This window comes from Candidatus Pantoea formicae (assembly GCF_011752625.1).
Classification (GTDB): domain Bacteria; phylum Pseudomonadota; class Gammaproteobacteria; order Enterobacterales; family Enterobacteriaceae; genus Pantoea; species Pantoea formicae.
In genome coordinates this window covers 145,562-168,812 of sequence record NZ_VWXD01000006.1, presented here as the reverse complement: position 1 = coordinate 168,812, position 23,251 = coordinate 145,562, and the positions used below count along the sequence as shown (strand labels likewise).

The following is a 23,251-nucleotide window of genomic DNA, read 5'->3' as shown; positions in this document are numbered from 1 at the left end:
TCTATTCTGCTTCAGACACCGTACGCAGTTCGCGCTCGGCTTCTGCCTGGCACACTGCTGCCGTAAACAGAATATCGGTCGACGAATTCAACGCCGTTTCGGCTGAATCCTGCAATACGCTGATAATAAAGCCGATGGCCACTACCTGCATCGCGAGGTCATTCGGAATGCCAAACATGTTACAGGCGACCGGAATCAAAAGCAGCGAACCGCCTGCCACACCCGAGGCACCGCAGGCACAGATGGAGGCCACGAAACTTAGCAGAATCGCCGTCGGCACATCGACAGAAATGCCCAGCGTATGCACCGCTGCCAGCGTCAGTATCGTGATGGTGGTAGACGCGCCCGCCATGCTGATAGTCGCGCCCAGCGGAATAGAGACAGAATAAGTATCTTCATCAAGATTCAGGCGTTTGGCGATCGCCATGTTAACTGGAATGTTTGCCGCGGAACTGCGGGTAAAGAAGGCGGTGACGCCACTCTCACGGATGCAGGTAAACACCAGCGGATAAGGGTTACGGCGAATCTTTTGGAACACCAGAATCGGATTCACAACCAACGCCATGATGGCCATGCATCCCAACAGCAGCGCCAGCAGCGTCGCATACTCCTCAAGGGCGCCAAAGCCGGTTGAGGCCAGAATCGAGGCCACCAGACCAAAAATTCCCAGCGGCGCACAGCGAATCACGCAGCGTACTACCCATGTCGCCGCATGCGAAGCGTCGGTGAGAAACGCCTTGCTGCTCGGACTAGCATGGCGGAAGGCCAGGCCGAGGCCGATGGCCCATACCAGAATGCCGATGTAGTTGGCGTTGAGTAACGCTTCAATCGGGTTAGCCACCATGCTCATCAACAAACCATGCAGCACTTCGGTAATGCCAGACGGCGGTGAAATTTCGGTCGCGCCGACTTTCATCGAGAGGGTTTGCGGGAAGATGTGGCTTAAGGTCACCGCGACCACGGCCGCAAAGAAGGTGCTGAGCAGATACAGCATGATGATCGGACGGATATTGGTTTTCTGTCCCTGCTGATGGTTCGCAATGGATGAGATCACCAATACCAGAACCAGCAGCGGTGCCACCGCTTTCAGCGCGCGTACGAACAGTTCACCTAGCAGGCCAACGGCTAACGCTGCATCACGTGAGAACCACGCCAGCGCGACGCCGGCAATCAGGCCAATCATGATTTGTTTTACCAGGCTTCCTGCGAACAGCGCGCCCAGACGTCCAATAAAGTTATTTAGCATAGTTCGGTCTTTTTATAGCGGTATGAGTGTTGTGCGCGGTTCCTCCGCGCCAAACGGTTTGCCCGGCGGAGTATAAGGAAAAGTCCTGGTGAGGAAAGAGATAATTCTGTGCGTGCGGTGTAGATCGGTTTTTTGATCTGCTGACGATGCGAAATGTGACAGAGCTATGAAAGGTGAAAATTGCAGCTGGCGAAACAAAGCAGGGGCGATTACCGCCCCTGCAGAAGATTATGGTGAGATACGCTTCTGGTCGTTTCTGTGGTTAACCCATGCGTTGATCAGCAGTGTACCGCCCAAAATAATGCCGACTACCGCCAACGAGATCCCCACCGGGATGTGGTAGAACTCGACAATCAACATCTTGATACCGATAAACACCAGCACAATCGCCAGACCATATTTCAGCATCGAGAAGCGTTCTGCCACGTTAGCCAGCAGGAAGTACATCGCACGTAGGCCGAGAATCGCGAACAGGTTCGACGTCAGCACGATAAAGGGATCGGTGGTCACCGCAAAAATAGCCGGAATACTGTCGACGGCGAAAATCACGTCGCTTAGCTCAACCATAATCAGTACCAGCAGCAGCGGCGTGGCGAACAACACGCCGTTTTTGCGCGTGAAAAACTTTTCGCCTTCGAGGTTATCGGTCATGCGCAAGTGTTTACGCAGCCAGCGCACCACCGGTTTGTCACCCACAGCCTCATCCTCTCCTTCCTTGGCAAACGCCATCTTCAGGCCAGTGAACAACAGGAAGGCACCGAACACGTAGAGGATCCAGCTGAACTGCGTGACCAGATAGCTGCCAGCAAAAATCATGATGGTACGCAGCACAATCGCGCCCAGCACGCCATACACCAGCACGCGACGTTGCAAGTTAGCCGGAATGGCAAAGTAGCTGAACAGCATCAGCCAAACGAAGACGTTATCGACCGCCAGCGCTTTTTCCAGCACGTAACCCGTCAGGAAGGCGAGGGTTTGCGCAGTGGCCACTTCGCGGCCCGCGGTGCCTTCGAGATACCACCAGAAAGCGGCGCTGAACAGCAGGGAAACGGAGATCCACACCAGCGACCACACGGCGGCCTGCTTGAATGACATGGTTTGAGCGCCGCGACGTCCCTGTAAGAAGAGATCAATCGCCAGCATGATGAGCACAACAACAGCGAAGCTGCCCCAGAGTAACGGTGTGCCTACAGAGTGCATAGTCGTATCCTGTCCGAAAAATAAAAAAACGGCTAAGTCAGAAGACGTTAGCCGCTTTTATTAAGCTGCAAGCAAACCTCGCCTTCCGGCAAGGTCTCACTTACAACTCAGAATAGATTCCGGGTTGCCTGACGACCGGATGCGTTTAGCATCGTAATGACGATCAATCAGCTTACAAGTTACTCCCCTTTGCAGCGGTCAACATACGTCCAACCGCGATGGGATTCAATGGGGAGTTTGAAATATTCTGCAATATTTACACTTCAGACTTATCCGCCGGGAACACCACGCCGGTTTGGCGTCGAATCTCCGTCAGCAGTTTTGACGTGATGCGTGAGGTTTCCAGCGCCGGATGCTCGACTTGACGCTGTTCAACCAGCTGCGCAAAAGTCTCGGCTTCATACAGCATAGTATTGACGTGCTGAGTTTGCGTCAGCACCTGGCTTTCGCCGCCGCGCGGGATAAAACGCAACTGCTGGCATTCGGAAATTTTTTCGATCACCAGCGAACCGGCTTCACCCTGGATTTCACTCGGGATCAGGGAATCACTCACTTTCGAGTGCAGTAGCGTGACATCAAAATCGCCATAGCCCAGCACCACGACACCATGCGCATCCACGCCACTGGCTAACAGGGAAGCCTGAGCCTGCACCTGCTGCGGCTCGCCCCACAAGGTTACCGCTGTGGCCAGGCAATAGAAGCCAATATCCATGATCGAACCGTTCGACCAGCGCGGATTAAAGGTATTGGGGTTTTCACCGTCGAGGTAACGCTGATAACGTGACGAATATTGGCAGTAGTTAATCAACGCTTTACGCAACTTACCTATCTGCGGCAGCGTTTTTTGCAGTTGCAGGAAGGCTGGCAAACTGGCGGTTTTGAACGCTTCAAACAACACCACCTGATGCTGACGCGCGCAGGCGATCATCGCTTCGGCTTCACGCAGATTCGACGCCATCGGCTTTTCACAAATCACGTGCTTGCCATGAGACATAAACAGGATGGCCTGTTCAGCATGCAGTGCATTGGGGCTGGCGATGTAAACGGCATCGATCTCCGGGCTGGCGGCCAAATCGTCGAGAGACGTATAGGTCAGTTTGCAGGGATAATCGGCGATAAAGGCATCGGCCTGTGATTGCTGGCGCGAATAGACAGCGTGCAGTTTCATTTTGCCGGTCTCATGCGCGGCGTCGATAAACTGGCGAGTAATCCAGTTGGTTCCCACAATAGCAAAACGAATCACGGTATAGCTCTCCTGCAACAGTAATGCGGCAGAGTACCATGTTCAGCGGAGCCACGGTCAGACGAAATTTGATCCTGCGATCCGCATTCCAATATGATGATGCAGCAGCTTTTTTTAACCAGCAAACGGGGACGCGTGGGTGAGTGGAAGTAAACATGCATTGAACTGGACCACCTTACTGATCGCGATTCCCGTAGGGTTCGTCGCTTCGCTGGTGACATTGGCATTTCGTGGTGTCATTGATTTGATTAACCGCCTGCTGTTTAACAGCGACAGCGAAATCACCGTGGCGATGCATGCCTGGCCGTGGATATTCTGGCCGCTGCTGGTGGGCGCGGGCGGTGTGCTGGCGGGGTTCTTCCTGCGCTATGCGGTGGCGATTGAGAAGCAGGAAACGGTTAAAACCGACTATCTCGAAGTGATCAACGCGCGGCTGGATGCGGTGCCGACCAAAACTTCTCTGTTCCGCGCACTCTCCTCGATTGCCAGTATCGGCAGCGGTGCTTCGATTGGTAAAGAGGGGCCGATGGTGCAGCTCTCCGCGCTGAGTGGCAGCCTGCTGGGCCGCTGGTTCCCGCAGATGCGTAACAGCGATATTGTCGCCATGGCCGCAGCGGCCGGCCTCTCTTCGGTGTACCACGCGCCGCTGGCTTCGGCGATCTTTGTGGCGGAGATTGCGTTCGGTATTTCGGCCCTACAGCGGTTAATCCCTTTGATTGTCGCCTCAGCGGTGGCGGTGATGACCATGTGGTCGCTGGGTTTCCGCAGCGCGCTTTATCCGCTCTCCGAAGCACTGTTTCAAATGGATATCAGTAGTTTGCTGATGACCATGGTGATTGGTTTGGTGGCGGGCTTGGCGGGCTGGTTGTTGATAAAACTGATTGCCCGCAGTAAAGCGCAGTTCGGGCGTATAAAGTCACTGCCTGCGCGCCTGGGTCTTGGCGGCTTGGCGGTGGGTTTCCTGGCGCTGATCTCCACCGATATCTTGGGTAACGGCTACGAAGTGATTGTGAAAATCATTGATGGTCACTATGTATTAGCGGGATTGGTTGGCCTGCTGGTGCTAAAAACGTTGGCGACTACGCTGTCGGTGGGGTCCAACGCCGTCGGCGGCTTGTTCACACCTTCCCTGTTGATTGGTGCGCTACTGGGTGTGGCGCTGGCACAGATGGGGGTAGTACTGCATTTACCAGTGGGAAACACTTTATTGTATGCGGCAATTGGTATGGCGGCGGTGCTGGCGGCCGTCAGCCAGGCGCCGTTGATGGCGATGCTGATGGTGCTGGAGATGACGCTCAATAGTAGCCTGCTATTCCCGATTATGATCGCCTCGGTGCTGGCTTCCATGGTGGTTTATCGACTGCAATCCGCCAGCACCTATCCGGTGGTGAGCAACCACTTTAGCCGTTCAGAAGCTAAATTCGATTTCGATAATATGCGCGTAAATCAGCTGATCATTCCCGGTGCGGCGCTTCAGCCAGAGGAGTCCGTAGGGCAAGCCTTAGCGGTGAGTTCACTGAAGCGTGAGCGCTATGTGTATGTGATTAACAGTGCAGGACAGTTCCTCGGGGTGGTATCGATCCACGACATTTCCCGCAAAGTGCTGTCGCAAGAGATCACGCTGGATTCACCGGTGAGCAGCGTGATGGATGACAACTTCCCGTGCATTTATCAGAACCAGAGCATGCGTGAAGGCTGGGAGGCGTTTGCGCGGGTGACGCTGGAGCGCTTGCCGGTGCTGAACAACCCGCAGGAACGCCGCTTTATGGGCGCCTTGACCAAAACCAGTTTGATTCAGAAGGCGCAGGAGTTTCTCTAAGCCGCGTTACCGCGCATCGCCTGATCGGTCATCCATAGGCGCGCATCGAACTCTAACTGGTGGTAGTCCGGTTCCATATGGCAGCAAAGCTGGTAAAAGGCTTTGTCGTGCTCTTTCTCTTTCAAGTGCGCTAATTCGTGCACCACGATCATACGCAGAAAGGGCTCCGGCGCGAGGCGGAAGAAAGTGGAGATGCGGATCTCGGCTTTTGCCTTCAGATTGCCGCCCTGCACACGAGAGATGGCGGTGTGCAGGCCAAGTGCATGTTTCATCACTTTGATTTTATTATCCCAAATCACTTTGCTCACCGGCGGGGCGCTGCGCATATAGCGGCTTTTCAGCGCTTGGGTGTAGTCGTAAAGCGCGCGATCGCTGACAACATCGTGCGTGTTGGGATAGCGTTCCTGCAGAAAGCTGCCTAATCGCTGATTATCAATCAGCAACTGCACCTGTTCGAGGATGTTTTCAGGGTAACCCTGCAGATAGATTAATGACATTGGGATTCCCGACGAAAGACAGTATACTGCGCCCCCTTTTTAGGGCGAAAATCGCGCAAAGTGTACCACGCCGGAGATTCCATGAGCCAACTTGAACTGACCAATCGCACGCTGACGCTGCACCGCTTCCCGCCAATGCGCGAGGAGAGCCCGCTACAGGCGTGGGATTCCGCCGATGAATATCTGTTGCAGCAAGAACTGCCAGAAGGACCGGTGCTGGTGTTCAACGACAGCTTTGGTGCGCTGACCTGCGGACTGAACGGCCGTGAAGTGTGGCACGTCAGTGACTCGCTGCTGAGCGAGCAGGCGGCCAAGCAGAACCTGCGTCTCAATGAGATGGATGAAGATCAGGTGCACTTTATCGATAGCCTGGCGCCGCTGCCTGCTGCGCCGGCCGTGGTGCTGATTAAAATCCCGAAGGCGCTGGCCTTGCTGGAACACCAGCTGCGCGCGCTGCGTAAAGTGGTGACGGCTGACACGCTGATCCTCGGTGCAGCCAAAGCCAAAGATATCCACAACTCGACGCAGCAGCTGTTTGACCGCATTCTCGGTGAGAGCAAAACTTCACTGGCGTGGAAAAAATCCCGTCTGATCTACTGCACCTACAGCGCACCTGAGCTGCCAGATGTGTCAGAGACCACCGTATGGCCGTTGGACGATTCGTCTTACCAGATTCATAACCACGCCAACGTGTTCTCACGTGGTTCGCTGGATGTGGGCGCGCGCTTCTTTATGCAGCACCTGCCGTCAGATATTGAAGGCGAAATCCTCGATCTCGGCTGTGGTAACGGCGTGATTGGTTTGCTGGCGCTGGAGCAGAACCCGCAGGCCGACGTACTGTTTTATGACGAATCCTATATGGCGGTGGCGTCCAGTAAGCTGAACGTGGAAGTGAACCGTCCGCAGGATCTGGCGCGCTGCCAGTTCCGCGTCAACAACGTGCTAAGTGGCTTCCCGTCGGACCGTCTGCACGCGGTGCTGTGCAATCCGCCGTTCCACCAGCAGCACGCGGTGACCGATCATCTTGCCTGGCAAATGCTGCGCGATGCCAAGCGCTGCCTGCAATATGGCGGCGAATTGCGTATTGTCGGCAACCGCCACCTCGGCTATCACGTCAAAATGAAAAAGCTGTTTGGCAATTGTGAACTGGTGGCGTCTAACGCCAAGTTCGTGGTGCTGCGCTCGGTCAAACTGCGTTAATCACACGCTGAGCGCCAGCTCAGTGGCCTGGGCGATGGCGCGGCGAGCATCCAGCTCCTGCGCCACATCAGCGCCGCCAATCAGACGCACGGTTTTACCCCGTGCGGCCATCTCATCAGCCAGTAAGCGCATCGGTTCTTGACCGGCACAAATCACCACGTTATCCACGGCCAGCGTGATGGCTTCGCCCTGATGGCGTAGGTGCAATCCTGCATCATCAATTTTCAGATACTCGACATCGCCCCACAGTTGCACACCGTGTGCCTGCAAGCTGGCGCGGTGAATCCAGCCAGTGGTTTTTGCCAGCCCGGCTCCGGGCTTGCCGGATTTACGCTGCAACAGCCAGATTTGCCGATCCGCTGCCAACGGCTGCGGGCGCACCAACCCGCCACGCGCCTGCAAGCTACGATCGATCCCCCAGCTTTGATAGAAATCTTCATGCGCATTTTGATGCAGCAGAAACTCGGCGGTATCAAAACCAATACCGCCTGCTCCGATGATCGCCACTCGCTGGCCCACCGGTTTTTTATCGCGGATGACATCGAGATAGCTGAGCACGCTGGAGTGATCAATGCCGGGAATGGAAAGTTGCCGCGGAGTAATGCCGGTGGCGATCACCACTTCATCCGCCTCTTCCAGTTCATCAGCGCTGACGCGGTGGTCGGTGCGAATCACCACGCCCGCTGCATCGAGTTGATGGCGGAAGTAGCGCAGCGTTTCGCTGAACTCCTGTTTACCGGGGATCTGGCGGGCGATATTAAACTGGCCGCCAATCTGTGTGTCCGCTTCATACAGCGTCACCTGATGCCCGCGCTCGGCTGCCTGAAGCGCGAACGCCATGCCCGCCGGGCCGGCTCCCACCACCGCAATGTGCTTAGGTTGCTCAGCAGCCATTACCGGCATTAGTGTTTCATGGCAGGCGCGTGGATTGACCAAGCAAGAAGTGACCTTGCCGACGAAAATTTGATCGAGGCAGGCCTGGTTACAGGCGATGCAGGTGTTGATGGCATCAGGCTGCCCGGCTTGCGCTTTGCGCACAAAGGCTGCATCGGCGAGGAAAGGGCGCGCCATCGACACCATATCGGCAATGCCATCACTTAGCAGCGATTCCGCCACCTGCGGATGGTTGATGCGGTTGGTCGCAATCACCGGCACTGAAACCGCTTCGCGCAGATGCTGTGTCACCCACGCAAACCCGGCGCGGGGCACACAGGTGGCGATGGTGGGAATGCGCGCTTCGTGCCAGCCGATGCCACTGTTAAACAGGGTGACACCGCGCTGCTCCAACGCTTGTGCCAAGGCCAGCGTTTCTTCCAGCGAGCTGCCGTTATTCACCAGGTCGAGCATCGACAGGCGGAAAATAATAATAAATTCCGGCCCGACGGCTGCACGTACCGCTTGGGTGACTTCCAGCGCAAAACGCCGACGGCGCAGCACATCTCCGCCCCAGTGATCGTCGCGATGGTTGGTGTGTGCGACCAAAAACTGATTAATCAGATAGCCTTCAGAGCCCATGATCTCCACGCCATCATAACCCGCCTGCTGGGCTAAGCGGGCGCAGTGCGCGAAGTCGGCAATCGTTTGTCGAACCTCGGTATCGCTCAGTTCGCGCGGTGTGAACGGGTTAATCGGCGCCTGAAGGGCTGAAGGGGCGACCAGATCGCGCTGATAGCTATACCGCCCAGCATGCAGAATTTGCAGGGCGATTTTCCCCCCCTCGGCATGTACTGCATTGGTGAGCGTTCGGTGCCATTCGCATTGGCTCTCATTATTGAGGATGGCCCCGCCATGTGCGACCACGCCTTGCGGGTTCGGGGCAATCCCCCCTGTGACAATCAGTGCCACCCCCTCACGTGCACGTTCCGCATAAAACGCGGCTAGACGCGCCGCGCCATCGGCATGTTCTTCAAGCCCAGTGTGCATCGAGCCCATCAGGAAACGGTTTTTCAGCTGGGTGAATCCCAGATCCAGCGGTGCAAACAGGTGGGCGTAGTGTTCAGTCATGATCACAGTCTCAGAAAGTGGTCGGATGAGTGAACTCTAGCGGGAAATGGACGGGATGGAAATTCGCGGCGCTCAGGCTGTGAGAAACCTCAAAAAAAGCAGGGCGGCAAGTCGCTAACGAAGTGTTCGGACTCCTTCGTCAGGCACGGGAAGACACCTGCGCGCCCTGTAATAGTACGATGTGATGGGCTAATGGATTAGCTCTATAGTGATGACTCCTGTCAGACTCAATCCAGACAACTTTCCCGGGTGAGGGTGCGGCGATAATGACATAGCTCACCGCGGTTAATCCCCAAGACCGGTCTTGGTTTTTCTCGGAAAAAGGTGATCCCGATTCCATCTTCTGTACGAGCAGTTCACGTTCCAGGTAACACCTTTTTCGTAACATGAATTTGAGTGATCTGGTTCACAGTTTTGCCGTGCCAATCCCGCTTTTATGACCCCATTGCAACGGCACCCAATGGGGAAACAATGAATATCGAAACGCAATCCTGCGTCATTACCGGTAAAAAACAGGTCAGCGTCGCGCAGCAACAGGTGAAGTGGGACGGCAAAGGCACGCTGGTGCGTATTACGCGTGGTGGCATCTGTGGTTCCGACCTGCACTACTACCAGGAAGGGAGAGTCGGCAGCTTCGAAGTCAAAATGCCGATGATCCTCGGCCACGAAGTGATTGGCCAGGTGGTGGAGAGCGATGATCCTAATCTCAAGCCGGATCAAAAAGTGGCGGTCAATCCGTCCAAACCCTGTGGAGAGTGCAAATACTGCCAGCGCGATCAGGAAAACCAATGCACCTCGATGCGCTTCTTCGGTAGCGCCATGTATGTGCCGCACGTCGATGGCGGCTTTACGCAATACAAAGTGGTGGACAGCAAACAGTGCGTGCCTTTCCCGCAAGACGCCGATGAAACGGTGATGGTGTTTGCCGAGCCACTGGCGGTATGCATTCACGCCACCCATCAGGCGGGCGATCTCACCGGCAAGCACGTGTTTATCTCTGGCGTGGGGCCGATTGGTTGCTTGATCGCCGCTGCCGCTAAAGCGCGCGGTGCGGCATCGGTGGTGTGCAGCGATATCAGCGAACGTTCATTAGAGATGGCGCAGCAAATGGGCGCAACTGAGGTGATACACGCCGCGGACGGCGATTTCACGCCTTATCTGGCGGACAAAGGCTACTTCGATGTGGCGTTTGAAGCCTCAGGCCATCCCTCTTCGCTGCAGCGCTGCCTGGACGTGGTGTGCGCAAAAGGCACGCTGGTGCAGGTCGGCATGGGCGGCACCATTCCGAACTTCCCGATCATGGCGCTGATTGCCAAAGAGATTCAGCTGGTTGGGTCCTTCCGCTTCACTCACGAATTTAATACTGCCGTCGAGTGGCTGGCAAAGGGTGTGGTTAAGCCACTGCCGCTGTTCAGCGGTGAGTTCGATTTGCAGGACATTGATGCGGCATTGCAGTTTGCTGGGGATAAAACCCGCGCAGCGAAAGTCCAGTTAACCTTTTAAGGAGCAGTGATGAGTCAGTTATTTTCCCTCGAAGGCAAGCGCGTTTTACTGACCGGTTCCGCGCGCGGTATCGGTTTTTTGCTGGCGCGTGGATTGGGTGAAGCCGGTGCGGAAGTGATCGTCAACGCCACCACCGAACAGGGTGCAGAGCAGGGCGCGGCAAAGCTGCGTGAGCTGGGTTTACGTGCCCATGCCAAAGCCTTTGATGTGACGCAGTCTGCGCAGGTACAGCAGGCGGTGGATGAGATTGAAGCCGAATGGGGCCCGATTGATATCCTGGTCAACAACGCCGGGATCCAGCGCCGCCGTCCGTTCCTCGAATTCCCGGAGCAGGACTGGAATGACGTGATTGCCGTTAACCAGACCGCCGTGTTCCTGGTATCACAAACCGTGGCGAAAAAAATGGTGGATCGTCAGCGCGGTAAGATCATCAATATCGGGTCGATGCAGAGCGAGCTGGGCCGCGACACCATCACTCCGTATGCCGCTTCAAAAGGGGCCGTCACGATGTTAACCCGCGGTATGTGCGTTGAGTTGGCGCGCCATAACATTCAGGTGAACGCCATCGCACCGGGCTATTTCGTCACCGAGATGACCCAGGCACTGGCCGACGATCCCGCTTTCACCGGCTGGCTCACTAAACGCACTCCGGCGGCGCGCTGGGGTAAACCGGAAGAGCTGATCGGTGCTGCCGTGTTCCTCGCCTCAGGCGCTTCTGATTTCGTCAATGGTCACCTGTTATTTGTTGATGGTGGTATGCGCGTCGCCGTGTAATGCCATGGCGCGGCTGGCATTATTGCCGGGCCGCGCCTAAAACTTAATCACCCCTCTGTATTTCTAAGGATAATAAAAAATGCCAATAACCATTATTGTGCTGGGTGTGATACTGCTGCTGGTGTTGATGATTGTATTTAAGGTCAACGGCTTCATTGCGTTGGTGTTTGTTTCGGCGGTGGTGGGTATTGCCGAAGGGATGACACCGCTCAATGTGATGGCCTCGATCCAGAAAGGTATCGGCTCGACGCTTGGCGGATTAGCGATGATCCTCGGCTTCGGCGCCATGCTCGGGCGCTTAGTCTCGGACACGGGCGCGGCACAACGCGTGGCGACCACGCTGATTGCCGCCTTCGGTAAAGAACGGCTGCAATGGGCGCTGGTGGTCACCGGTTTGATCGTCGGCCTGGCGATGTTCTATGAAGTAGGCTTCGTGCTGCTGCTGCCGCTGGTGTTCACTATCGTTGCCGCTGCTGGCCTGCCGCTGTTGTATGTTGGCGTGCCGATGGTTGCCGCCCTCTCGGTGACGCATTGCTTCCTGCCGCCGCATCCCGGTCCAACGGCGATCGCCACTATCTTTGGCGCAAACCTTGGCACCACCTTGCTGTACGGCATGATCATCACCATTCCAACGGTGATTGTGGCCGGGCCGATCTTCTCCAAATTCCTCAAGAGCTTTGAGAAGTCACCGCCAGAAGGTTTGTACAACCCAAAAATCTTCAGCGAAGAGGAGATGCCAGGCTTCGGCATTAGTATTTTTGCTGCGGTGATCCCGGTGGTGCTGATGGCGATTGCGGCGGTGTTTGAGCTGACCACGCCGAAAGAGAACCCGCTGCGCCAGTTCTTTGAATTTATCGGTAACCCGGCGGTCGCGCTGTTTATCGCTGTGGTGATCGCGGTGTTGACGCTGGGACTGCGTAACGGACGCAAGATGGAAGAAGTGATGGATATGTGTGGTGAATCGATTGCCGCCATCGCCATGATCATCTTCATCATTGCCGGTGGTGGTGCCTTCAAGCAAGTACTGGTGGACAGTGGTGTCGGCAACTATATCGCGGATATGATGAAGGGCTCGTCGCTTTCACCGCTGCTGATGTGCTGGACAGTCGCCGCCATGCTGCGTGTGGCACTGGGATCGGCCACCGTGGCAGCGATTACCACTGCAGGGATCGTGACACCCATTATCGCAGCCACGCATGCCGATCCAGCGCTGATGGTGCTGGCCGTCGGCTCGGGGAGTGTGATCGCCTCACACGTTAACGATCCGGGCTTCTGGCTGTTTAAGGGCTATTTCAATCTGAGCGTGGTGGAAACCCTGAAAACCTGGACGGTGATGGAGACGTTGATCTCCATCCTCGGCCTGGCGGGTGTACTGGCGTTGAATGCCATTATCCACTGATGTAATGGGCTTCACAGGGAAGTGAAGCCGTTAATCTCGGCTACGGATCCAGGAGAATCGTGATTGGTAGCCGCTGTCAAAATGGGTGTTGTAGCGATAGCTTGATCCCGTCTCCGCCATGCAATAGGTACACACATTCAGCACCTCAATTTGCTGTGCGGGTATACCACGCTGTAACAGCAATCCCCGCGCCAGATGCGGCAAATCAAACCATACACCTTGATGATGTGCGCGTGCTTGTGGGCGAATCGCGGCGTGATTCTGCGGTTGATCGCCCGACCACTTGAGCTCGGGCAAATCCGTGCGCTGCTGCATCTGCGCTACCAGATCTTTGCCCAGTTCATAGCAGCATGGACCGATAGCCGGACCGATGGCGACATGCAGCGTCTCAGTGCGCGCGCCGCGTTCCAGTAGGCCATCAATCGCGCTGTGCAGTACACCGCTCAACGTGCCTTTCAGCCCGGCATGTACGGCCGCTACCTGATGCTGTTGGGTGTCGGCAAACAGCACTGGCAGGCAGTCAGCGGTATACACCGCCACGGGCAACTGATGCTCGCCTATCACGCCATCAGACTCACAGCTTTTCGGCGGCTGGTTTTGTGAGGCGAGCACGACGGTGGCGCTGTGGCGCTGCTGACCGTAAGCCGCCTCTGCAGGAACCGGTTGGCCGGCCGGTTGGAAGGCATAATCGAGCCACGGCAGGGCATCAAGCAAGGTTGAGCGCGGTCCGGAATGCGACATAAGTGTCTCCTTTGACTGGGCGGCTGCATTCTTCTGCCCACAGCTTACGTTAACTGCTACATTTTTAAAGCTTTACACAAACTGACCATAATCACTTAAGGAATAAATGATGAAAAACACCACGTTGCTGGCGGCGTCCGGCATTCTCGCGTTGCTGCTGACAGGATGTGCGCAACCGGCTAAACAGCAGGCACAGCAGCAGCTCGCCCAGCAATCGGTATTGGCAGTGAACTGGTTCCAGCAGTCCGGTGAGTATCAGGCATTAAGCTGGCAAGCGTTTAATAGCGCGCGCATGGCCTTTGATGCCGCGCCGTCGCTGGTGGGTAAGCCGAAGGCGGTAATCGTCGATCTTGATGAAACCATGATCGACAACAGCGCCTATAGCGCGTGGCAAGCGAAGCATGGCCAGCCGTTCTCCGGCAAAACCTGGTCCGCGTGGACCCAGGCACGTCAGGCTACTGCGGTGCCGGGCGCGGTGGAGTTTGCCAACTATGTGAACAGCCATGGCGGCACCATGTTCTATGTTTCAAACCGCGATCAGAAGGATTACGCCGCCACGGTGGATAACCTCAATAAACTGGGCTTCAGCGGCGTGAGCGATAAAACCGTGCGCCTCAGCACCGGAAACTCCAATAAACAGGAGCGCTTCGATGCGGTCAAAAATGCCGGATACAACGTGGTGTTGTATGTGGGCGATAACCTGAACGACTTTGGCGGTGCGACCTGGCATCAGGGCAATGCGCAGCGTCAGCAATTTGTTAGCCTCAATCATCAGCGTTTCGGGACGCAGTTTATCGTTCTGCCTAACCCACTGTACGGTGACTGGGAAAGTGGCATGGCGGAAAACTACAACAAACTGACGCCAGAACAGCAGCTTCAGGTCCGTGAAGCACGTTTGAAAGCCTGGAACGGCCAATAGCGGTTCAAACCCAATAGCGCCTGTATTTGCAGGCGCTCTGGGGTGCATTTCAGGGCCATTAATATTTACTTTTCCTCGTCATTATTATTCTCCTCATTATTTTCCTGATCTCTTGCTTTATTTATCACAAGAAAATAGCGGTAAATATTGTTAATTTGCCGGATACCCGGTTAATCATGCTAATCATAAATTTTTTAATTAAGACTTTTCTCATCTCAAAAGGTTTATTTCCCCTTTGTGGTGCAAAGGCATAATCAGTATGCATGTATAGTTTTGTTGTTTCATTTGAGGTGAATAATTTGAAATTTATTTCAACTTATTAATTTAATTGAAATTAATTATTTTAAGTGTCGATGTTTTGACTTGCATTTCATTACTTTAGAATGACATTTCCTGACGATGATTTTACAAGGCGCGTTGTGAATCTGCGGCCATTAATATTCCTTGTGCAACAGCAAGCATAAGCAGCTATAAACAATTTCTGTGAAGAAGCTCTGCTTTAACCCACAATCGATTGTTGTAGTCGCATCCTTATACCTGTGGCTTTGCCTAAAAACGATATTTCTGGACGTAGAGAGAAGATAATTGTGACGATACTTAAACCCTTATTAGCGAAAAATCTCAGTAGGGCACATCAACAGTCCGGCCATCTTAAAGCGCTTATCCCGCTATACGAAGAGGGCGCCGTGCCATGAATCTAAATACACTTCGTCAGGATATTCCCGCCGGTCTGGTGGTTTTCTTGGTGGCACTACCGCTTTGCCTTGGCATTGCGCAAGCCAGCGGTCTGCCACCTTTTGCCGGTTTACTTACTGGAGTGATCGGTGGCTTGTTAGTCACCTCACTGAGCCCATCGCGCTTTGCCGTTAGCGGCCCAGCCGCCGGGTTGGTGACAATCGTGGTGGCTTCGATCCAAACGCTCGGCAGTTTCTCTGCGTTTCTAACCGCGCTGATTCTGGCGGGTGTGTTGCAGTGCCTGTTTGGCTTGCTGCGAGCGGGTCGCTTTATTTCACTGGTGCCGGGCAGCGTGATCAAAGGCATGCTGGCGGCTATCGGCATTCTGCTGATAATGCAGCAGATTCCGGTGGCTCTGGGTGCGACGGGTGACGCTGAGTTGGTGTCGTTGGTGAAAGGGGATTTCCAATTTTCACTCAGTGCAATGATCGTCGCGGGAATCGGTTTAGCGATTTTGTGGCTCTGGACCACACCGATGGTGAAATCCGTGAAGGTGCTGAGCTGGATCCCCGGCCCCTTGGTCGCCGTGCTGTTTGGTTGCATGGCAACCCTGTTTGGCGATCGCCTGTTTCCTGACTTACCACGTATCGCTTTGCCCGCCTTTGATAGCCTGCCCGCGCTAGCAGCGGAGCTGGAAACCCCCGATTGGCTGGCGTGGAAAAATCCTTCTGTCTGGATGGTGGCCGTGACGCTGGCGCTGGTCGCCAGCCTCGAAACGCTGCTAAGCCAGGAAGCACTGAAAAAGTTGCGACCGCAGCATCCCGCCCCCTCGCCGAATAAAGAGATGTTTGCGCAGGGCGTGGGCAACCTGACGGCAGGTTTCTTGGGTGCGATGCCAATCACCGCAGTGATCGTGCGCAGCTCGGTTAACGTCAGTGCTGGTGCTCAGACCAAACTATCAATCCTGATTCACGGTGTACTGCTGCTGATTTGTGGCCTGTGGTTTAGCGATCTGTTGAATGCGATTCCGCTTGCGAGCCTTGCCGCCGTTCTGTTGTATACCGGCTATAAACTCGCGACGCCGCGCTTGTTCATCGAGCAATTCCGTACGGGCACCCAGCAGTACATTCCGTTCCTCGCCACGATTGGCGGCATCCTGGTGTTTGGCATGCTGGCAGGAATTGGCATCGGTATCGCGACACAAATCCTTTGCAGCATTTACAAGAGCCATCGCAATGCGTTGCAGCTGACCCGTTATGACGATCACTATGTGCTGCGCTTTCAGCAAAACCTCACCTTTATGCATAACCCTAAATTGCAGGGATTACTGGCCGAGATCCCTGAAAACAGCACGGTGATTGTTGATAATGACAACGCGGAGTACATGGACCCTGATATCAAAGCGGTGCTGCGAGATTTTGGCGAAAACGCCGGCGAGCGTGGTATTCGTCTGAGTCAGTGGCCAGTTGCGATGAAATAGCAATATCATTTGGCTTAAAAGCTGGTTTTTAAGGTAAAAATCGGATATCTCGGATATCCGATTTTTTTATTTGCAGGGCATAATTGCAGCAATTCTTGTTCACTCTCGCATGTCATATCGTGGCGCAATGTATTGCGCGTCGGACCGTAGCAGCGCCGCCCGGGTTATGTTGTCGCTACATCCGCAGCGATTGAGCGCCGTTCAGCCGCCGAGTAGGGTGATGAACACTCGCTTAATTGCCGAATCATTGCTCGGTTATTTCAGGTTTAATACTTGCTGATGCCGATGGGCAGAAAGCAGCGATTTCCAGGTTACAGGGTTCAGACGTATGCGCGTTAAGCTGTTTGCTGAAAATAATTTAAAAAAGAATGCACTCTCGCTGTTCCTCATTACGCTTTTTTTCTGCTTTATTGGCAGTCATTTGCGCATCCCGGAGGAGTTCTCTCTATTCTGGCCCGTTAACGCGCTGATAGCCGGTTTGATGGTGCGCAACCCTTTCCTGCATACCACCTCCAGTTATCTGGTGTGCTTTGCTGCAATGATTTTTAACGACACGGTATTCTCCGGCTGGGCGCTGCCGGCGGTGACCGTGAACTTCGCCAATATCCTGTTTATTCTCGTGTCAGTCAGCATGCTGATTAAGCACCTGCAGCCGCCTTCTGCCAATAGCCAGGTGTTCAATGCCATGCGCATATTCCCTGCCTGTTTTCTCGGTGCCGCAGCCTGTGCCACCTGGGGCGCATGGGCACAGGATATCGATTTTAATGCGCGATTCGTTGTGGCGTGGAGCGACTGGTTTAGCGAACAGTTCTCGACTTCATTAATGCTGTTGCCGGTGATGCTGGCGCGCCCCTTACGCAGCGTATCCCCGCGCACCTTATTGCACCCCGGCAAACTGTTGCCGCTGGCGGCGGTGGTGCTGTCATTGACCATGGGGGCGATGATTGGCGGGGCAGGCAGTCTGACCTTCCCGGTGCCAGCACTGATCTGGTGTGCCATCGTGTTACCGATTCCTGTTACAAGCTTGGTGATCCTGATTACGGGCATCACTGAGATCGTTCTCGTTTCCCACGGTGTGATGAATATTCAGGGCGATGACGCACTGCTGCCCATCAGCCATCTCACTTCGGCGCGGCTTGGCGTGGCGACCGTGGCCCTCAGCCCGCTGCTGGTGGCGGTGAGTATGGATGCCATTCGCCAGCTCAATCATCGCCTGGCACTGCGAGCGAATTTTGATTTCCTCACCCAACTGCTGTCGCGTTCCGGCCTGTATGAAAGCCTGAAACAGGAGCCGTTCTCCTTACAACGCGAAGCGGGCGTGTTGATGTTGGATGTCGACTATTTCAAAGCCATCAACGATAACTTTGGTCACGATGCCGGTGATGGTGTGCTGGAGGAGATTGCGCGCCGTATGCAACGCGTGGTGGGTAATCGTGGCATGGTGTGTCGCTTCGGTGGCGAAGAGTTTGTAGTGGTGGTGTTCGACTACAGCCACCTGCAACTTTACCAGTTGGCTGAAGGAATACGACAGGCGATGGTCAAAGAGAAATTCTGGATTCAGGGTAACACGGTCACCGTGACGGTCAGTTTAGGTCTGGCACGCGGCAGCGCGCAGAGTGAGCGGGAATGGCCAGGGGTGATCAACCGTTTGGTCTCGGCGGCGGATAAAAATCTCTACCTCTCTAAACGTAATGGCCGCAATCAAACCTCACCAGCGATGGAGCCACGCAGTGTGGTGAATGACGTGGCCTGAGGTGCGTGGCAGCCGCCATTAATGGGCTGGGGGCTGACTGTTTCGGTCGCCATGAATGACGACCCTACGATGGATTGGTGCTGATTTTTTTGGTTGCCATGAATGACGCCCCTACGATGGATTGGTGTTGATTGTTTTGGTCGCCATGAATGGCGCCCCTACGATGGATTGGCGCTGATTGTTTTGGTCGCCATGAATGACGCCCCTACGATGGATTGGTGTTGATTGTTTTGGTCGTCATGAATGGCGCCCCTACGATGACTGTGATTGTTTCGTTCGCCATTAATGACGAACGTATTTTACCTTCGTAGGGTACGCATTTATGCGTACCTGGAAATCGATGTGACCTTGATGATTAAACGCTGCTTTTTAGCTGACTACTCTGCTGATGGCGCTGCTGTGCCAACTCAATCAATCGCGTAATCAAATCGCTGTAGCTCAATCCCGCCGCCTGCCACAGTTTCGGATACATGCTGATATTGGTGAAGCCTGGCAAGGTATTCACTTCGTTCACCACGATCTCGCCACTCTCCGTCAGGAACACATCCACACGTGCCATCCCGAAGCACTCCAGCGCCTGGAAGGCGCGAATCGCTACGGCACGAATTGCGTCGCTGGCCGCAGCGCTAATAGCAGCCGGCACCACGACTTGTGCGCCGTCGGCGCTGATGTATTTAGTGTCGTAAGAGTAGAAGGCATCGTGCACCACCACCTCGCCACACGGGCTGGCTGCGGGTTCGTCATTGCCCAGCACCGCGCACTCAATCTCACGGCCTTTGATGCCTTGCTCGATCAGCACTTTGCGATCGAAGGTAAAGGCCAGATCCAGTGCGGCAGCCAAATCTTCAAGGCGATCCACTTTACTGACACCCACGGACGATCCCTGATTCGCCGGCTTAATAAGCAGCGGCAGACCGAACTGATCGACGACGGCTTGCGCATCCAGACGCGCGCGCTGTGCCTGCGTCACGCTGATCCACGGCGCGACGTTTAAGCCCGCATCACGCAGTAAACGCTTGGTAAAGTCTTTGTCCATGCTCACCGCAGAGCCCAGCACATCCGATCCGACAAACGGCAGGTTTGCCATGCGCAGCAACCCCTGCAGCGATCCATCTTCACCCAAGGTGCCGTGCACGATCGGGAAGATGACATCGACCTGAGACAGCGGCTGCGCCTGCTGGCGGGTAATCAGCTGCTGAGAAGCACTGCCGGGCACCAGCGCGACGTTTTCACCTGAGCGATTCAGGGCAATCAGTGCTGGATTATCGGCGTTCAGCAGGAAGCCTGACGCCTCGTTCAGATGCCATTCGCCCTGTTTATCAATCCCCAGCAGCACCACCTCGTATTTGCTCTTATCGATCGCTTCGAGGATGTTTTTTGCTGATTGTAATGACACTTCATGCTCGGCCGATTTGCCACCAAACACGATTCCTACACGTTGTTTTGCCATTGCTGTTGATCCGGTTGCGGTAAAGCGAACGGGTAAGATAGCACGGTCAGAATCAGCTCAGACAGCCTGAGTTTTACACGGCAATCATTAGGTGATATTTTCGCCAGCGGCTAATGATGGCCAATAAATTAAGGATGATTTGATGGGTATTTACGTATTTGATATTGATGGCACCATCGCAAAAGGTGGCTTGAAAGTAGAAGCTGAACTCTGCCAGAGCCTTGCCAGACTACAGCAACATCATCAGTTAATTTTCGCCTCTGCCAGACCCGTGCGTGACATGCTGCCGATGCTTTCTGAGGAACTGTATACTGCAACCTTTATTGGCTGCAATGGCGGCATGGCCTATCAGGCGGGCGAAATTAAAACCAGCCATACGCTCAATCCCGCGTTTGTGAAGCAGGTAGTGCAACATCTGATCGCACTGGACATCCCCTATGTACTGGATGGCGAATGGAGCTTTTCACTCTCCAGTCGGGAGCACCCATTCCATGAATACATCCGCTCGCTTAGCAGTGAAGAGATCAGCGAACAGGCGTTGATGGAAGAGGGCGTGACGAAAATCCTGATGCTCTCCGATGCACACAAAGCATCCGTGATGGCGCTGGTTGAAGCGGAGAATGTCAGTGTGCATACCCATCGTAGCGATGGTTTCTACGACATCACGCCGCAGGGGAATAATAAATACCGTGCCCTGAGCGAGCTGATTGGCAGCGAGAAATATACCGCGTTTGGTAATGATCAAAATGATTTCATCATGCTTAGCCATGCGGAAGTCGCCGTATTTATCGGCGAGGAAAAGGATTTCCCTCACGCCACGCATTACATCGAAATGGAGGCGATTCCTGAGCTGTTAATGCAGTTTGAAAGTGATGCTACCGCGTAAACATTTGATAAACAGAAGCGCAGTTGGATAGCAATTAACCGGCGCGAGGTTTACAATCGCGCCGACTTTTACCCCAAGAGGATAACTGCATTGGACACCTGTCCCGAACGATTACAAAAGGTCCCTGCGGTAAGATAGCCCTCAACGCTGTCTTAACCGTGCGTTAAGACGGTGGATTTCCTTCCAGAATCTCCCCCTGTTTTTATACGTGATGCTGCTGATTTTTAAGCGGTAGTGGCTCCGACTGTAATCCATTTACTCCCCCTGAAGTTCCGCCTGCCTGAAGCAGCGGAGTGAGGTTTATGATGGATTGGAAAATCTTTTTACTGCGCGTCACTGTCGCGCTGGTTTTAGGCGCGCTGATTGGCAGCGAGCGCCAGCTTCGCCAACGTATGACCGGTTTACGCACCAATGCGCTGGTCAGCACTGGCGCCTGTTTATTTGTTTTGATGACGCAAAGCGTACCCGGCATCGCCACCGATGCCTCACGCGTGGCGGCTTATGTGGTCTCCGGCATCGGTTTCCTCGGTGGCGGGGTGATCATGCGCGACGGCCTCAACGTACGCGGCCTGAATACCGCTGCAACACTATGGTGTACTGCCGCCGTGGGCGTGCTGTGTAGCATGGGATTGCTGCTGGAAGCCGCGATTGGTTGCATGGTGATTCTGTGCGCCAATATTCTGCTGCGCGATTTGGCGCAGGGGATTAATCGCCAAAGTTTGGTGCCTGCGGAAGAAGTGGTGCAGCACTATAAAGTGCAAATTATCTGTCTGGCACAGGATGAAGTGCAGGTGCGTAGCCTGATGTTACACAGCCTCGGCGGCAGCGGACTGCGCCTGCAATCACTGCACAGCGAGGATATGAATCCGCCGCATCGCATGGAGGTGAATGCGGAAGTGCTGGGGAAACCGAGCATGACTGACCAACTGGAGAATTTAGTGGGCAGGATCAGTCTGGAGAAGGGCGTAAGTTCGGTTAGGTGGCAGATTTGTGAACTGCAACAGGAATTGTAGCGAGAACGTTTCACCAGATTCACTCATATTAGCCAGAAAATGAATTGTTCTGGCTAATATGGATTTCAGATTTAGCAGTGAATGCATCATAATATTTATTTGTTTTTTCTATTAATAAGAAACTTAATCGTCAAATTATCAATCTAATGTTCCCAGTAATAAAACATGGCGATTAATAGGAGGTTGAATTCTTGGGTTTTAATTTTTTCACACCTCTAATTTGGATTAAACCCCATTTATAGTGGGTGCGAAAGGCTGTGGTGGTTTATATTATATTCATAACATTATGATTTTATTGTTTATTAATTGATTTTTGTCATTGGGTGTTGAGAGGGGTAAATATATGTGGATAATCGATCTCGCTAATTGTTTTCCGGATGTTACCGGAAGAGGACGGATCAACATAATTTAAAGGGACAGATATGAGACAGATTTTCTTTTTTGACAGTTTATTGACGCCTAAAATTTTGCTGGTTTGCTACTGGCTGAGTTTGCTGGGTGTGGTGATCTCTGGTTTTATCAGCTTAGCTGTGACACACAGCTTTTCATTCTGGCAATTACTGGTCGGTCTGGGAATGATGGTAGGTATCCGTATCAGTTTTGAAATGATTATGATTATGTTCAAAATGGCCGAATATCTGCGTCGTATTGCGGAAAATCAGCCTAAACGCGACGCTAATCAGTAATGAGTTGCCAGCTCTGATTTAGAGCTTCGTTTGGGCGCACTTCAGGTTGTGCGCCCAAACAGGTTTAGATGTTTACTCCTGATGCTTCGCTCTTGCCCTAACTTCCTGCATGTTCAACCCGTGGTAAAAGCGCTGGTGGCCACACATCCAGCATGAACAACGACAGGGAGTATGATAAACATTGCCAATACTGGCGACAGTCGCATCCCCATCCCAGCTAGCAGCAGTATTATTGTAGCGGCCACGCTTGGTCTTGAGCCTTTTCATATGATGCCGACGAACGGCACGATTGCTTTTTTTCATATTTTATCCCCGAATTAATAGTCGAGGCGGCCACACCTTCGAGCGGCCGCCGGAACCTGTATTCAGAGTGCAGGATTTTACGCATCACTAAGAATTCCTTGCTGATTGTTTTTATTGCTTATTCTAGAAAATTTAAGCTTGGCCTCAACATTTAATATTGATACTCGTTACCGCTTACCCAGCAGTTGCTGATTTCACTTCAAGATGGGTGATTATTAAACTAGTTGAATATTATGAGGATGGGATTAGGACGTCGCTAAGCAACTATATCAATTGAGAAGCTGTAAATTATTATGAGCTATTGATTGGAATCGAGAATTTGGTGGCCCCTGCTGGGTTTGAACCAGCGACCAAGCGATTATGAGTCCCAATTTGAAGCAAGTAAAATCAGTAACTTACTGATTTTTATCTTTTCTTTAGGCCGAATAGTGATGAAAAGTGGCACATAGCGTTGCGCTTT

At 53.8% G+C, this 23,251-nt stretch carries 18 protein-coding genes and 1 tRNA gene; 11 read left to right on the top strand and 8 right to left on the bottom strand.

The annotated features are described in order from the left end of the window. Position 1 precedes the first annotated feature (1 nt). The 3 genes from sstT to F3J38_RS18165 form a co-directional block, all read right to left on the bottom strand. Positions 2–1,246, bottom strand: a complete 1,245-nt coding sequence (gene sstT, locus F3J38_RS18175) for a serine/threonine transporter SstT (RefSeq protein WP_167140778.1) — start codon at positions 1,244–1,246, stop codon at positions 2–4. Positions 1,247–1,474: 228 nt separating this feature from the next. Further along, a complete protein-coding gene (locus tag F3J38_RS18170; RefSeq protein WP_167140776.1) occupies positions 1,475–2,446 on the bottom strand; it encodes a TerC family protein in 972 nt (323 codons plus the stop codon). Positions 2,447–2,702: 256 nt separating this feature from the next. Then, positions 2,703–3,689 carry a Gfo/Idh/MocA family protein gene (locus F3J38_RS18165; RefSeq protein WP_167140774.1) on the bottom strand — a complete coding sequence of 329 codons (987 nt, stop codon included), beginning with the start codon at positions 3,687–3,689 and terminating at the stop codon, positions 2,703–2,705. Between the two features lie 139 nt (positions 3,690–3,828). On the opposite strand from F3J38_RS18165, the gene F3J38_RS18160 reads away from it, so the two are divergent. After that, on the top strand, positions 3,829–5,508 hold the full coding sequence (locus F3J38_RS18160; protein WP_167140771.1) for a chloride channel protein: 1,680 nt from the start codon (positions 3,829–3,831) through the stop codon (positions 5,506–5,508). Here the strand turns inward: F3J38_RS18160 and F3J38_RS18155 are convergent. After that, positions 5,505–6,005 carry a M48 metallopeptidase family protein gene (locus F3J38_RS18155; RefSeq protein WP_167140769.1) on the bottom strand — a complete coding sequence of 167 codons (501 nt, stop codon included), beginning with the start codon at positions 6,003–6,005 and terminating at the stop codon, positions 5,505–5,507. The genes F3J38_RS18160 and F3J38_RS18155 overlap by 4 nt on opposite strands. Positions 6,006–6,086: 81 nt before the next feature. Here F3J38_RS18155 and rlmG point away from each other — a divergent pair, with 81 nt between their 5' ends. Further along, positions 6,087–7,205: a 23S rRNA (guanine(1835)-N(2))-methyltransferase RlmG gene (gene rlmG, locus F3J38_RS18150; RefSeq protein ID WP_167140767.1), complete on the top strand. Its 1,119-nt coding sequence runs from the start codon at positions 6,087–6,089 to the stop codon at positions 7,203–7,205. Here rlmG and F3J38_RS18145 read toward each other — a convergent pair whose 3' ends face one another. Next, positions 7,206–9,209, bottom strand: coding sequence for an NADPH-dependent 2,4-dienoyl-CoA reductase (locus tag F3J38_RS18145; RefSeq protein WP_167140765.1), 2,004 nt, complete (start codon positions 9,207–9,209; stop codon positions 7,206–7,208). Between the two features lie 471 nt (positions 9,210–9,680). On the opposite strand from F3J38_RS18145, the gene idnD reads away from it, so the two are divergent. The 3 genes from idnD to F3J38_RS18130 all read left to right on the top strand — a co-directional run bounded on the left by idnD (position 9,681) and on the right by F3J38_RS18130 (position 12,885). Further along, the gene (idnD, locus tag F3J38_RS18140) at positions 9,681–10,712 is read left to right on the top strand and encodes an L-idonate 5-dehydrogenase (protein ID WP_167140763.1); all 1,032 of its coding nucleotides are present in this window, start codon (positions 9,681–9,683) and stop codon (positions 10,710–10,712) included. A 9-nt stretch (positions 10,713–10,721) separates the two neighbouring features. Then, positions 10,722–11,486: a gluconate 5-dehydrogenase gene (gene idnO / locus F3J38_RS18135; RefSeq protein ID WP_038644549.1), complete on the top strand. Its 765-nt coding sequence runs from the start codon at positions 10,722–10,724 to the stop codon at positions 11,484–11,486. Between the two features lie 79 nt (positions 11,487–11,565). Continuing rightward, positions 11,566–12,885, top strand: coding sequence for a gluconate:H+ symporter (locus F3J38_RS18130; RefSeq protein WP_167140761.1), 1,320 nt, complete (start codon positions 11,566–11,568; stop codon positions 12,883–12,885). A gap of 30 nt (positions 12,886–12,915) precedes the next feature. Here the strand turns inward: F3J38_RS18130 and F3J38_RS18125 are convergent, their stop codons facing one another. After that, complete coding sequence (locus F3J38_RS18125; protein WP_167140759.1) at positions 12,916–13,626, bottom strand: purine nucleoside phosphorylase YfiH/LACC1 family protein; 711 nt, start codon at positions 13,624–13,626, stop codon at positions 12,916–12,918. A gap of 109 nt (positions 13,627–13,735) precedes the next feature. On the opposite strand from F3J38_RS18125, the gene F3J38_RS18120 reads away from it, so the two are divergent. The 3 genes from F3J38_RS18120 to F3J38_RS18110 all read left to right on the top strand — a co-directional run bounded on the left by F3J38_RS18120 (position 13,736) and on the right by F3J38_RS18110 (position 18,453). After that, complete coding sequence (locus F3J38_RS18120) at positions 13,736–14,545, top strand: 5'-nucleotidase, lipoprotein e(P4) family (RefSeq protein ID WP_167140942.1); 810 nt, start codon at positions 13,736–13,738, stop codon at positions 14,543–14,545. Between the two features lie 691 nt (positions 14,546–15,236). Continuing rightward, positions 15,237–16,700 carry a SulP family inorganic anion transporter gene (locus F3J38_RS18115; RefSeq protein ID WP_167140757.1) on the top strand — a complete coding sequence of 488 codons (1,464 nt, stop codon included), beginning with the start codon at positions 15,237–15,239 and terminating at the stop codon, positions 16,698–16,700. Between the two features lie 328 nt (positions 16,701–17,028). After that, on the top strand, positions 17,029–18,453 hold the full coding sequence (locus tag F3J38_RS18110; protein ID WP_167140755.1) for a GGDEF domain-containing protein: 1,425 nt from the start codon (positions 17,029–17,031) through the stop codon (positions 18,451–18,453). 355 nt (positions 18,454–18,808) lie between these two features. Here F3J38_RS18110 and ddlA read toward each other — a convergent pair whose 3' ends face one another. Continuing rightward, on the bottom strand, positions 18,809–19,903 hold the full coding sequence (ddlA, locus tag F3J38_RS18105) for a D-alanine--D-alanine ligase (RefSeq protein WP_167140753.1): 1,095 nt from the start codon (positions 19,901–19,903) through the stop codon (positions 18,809–18,811). A 142-nt stretch (positions 19,904–20,045) separates the two neighbouring features. Here ddlA and F3J38_RS18100 point away from each other — a divergent pair, with 142 nt between their 5' ends. The 3 genes from F3J38_RS18100 (at position 20,046) to F3J38_RS18090 (ending at position 22,488) form a co-directional block, all read left to right on the top strand. Next, positions 20,046–20,789 (top strand): HAD-IIB family hydrolase, encoded by a 744-nt coding sequence (locus F3J38_RS18100; protein WP_167140751.1) that lies wholly within the window; start codon positions 20,046–20,048, stop codon positions 20,787–20,789. 305 nt (positions 20,790–21,094) lie between these two features. Continuing rightward, a complete protein-coding gene (locus F3J38_RS18095) occupies positions 21,095–21,802 on the top strand; it encodes an MgtC/SapB family protein (protein ID WP_167140940.1) in 708 nt (235 codons plus the stop codon). A gap of 422 nt (positions 21,803–22,224) precedes the next feature. After that, positions 22,225–22,488 carry a DUF4282 domain-containing protein gene (locus F3J38_RS18090; RefSeq protein WP_167140749.1) on the top strand — a complete coding sequence of 88 codons (264 nt, stop codon included), beginning with the start codon at positions 22,225–22,227 and terminating at the stop codon, positions 22,486–22,488. 623 nt (positions 22,489–23,111) lie between these two features. Here the strand turns inward: F3J38_RS18090 and F3J38_RS18085 are convergent. Then, positions 23,112–23,196 (bottom strand) — tRNA-Ile (locus F3J38_RS18085). Positions 23,197–23,251 lie beyond the last annotated feature (55 nt).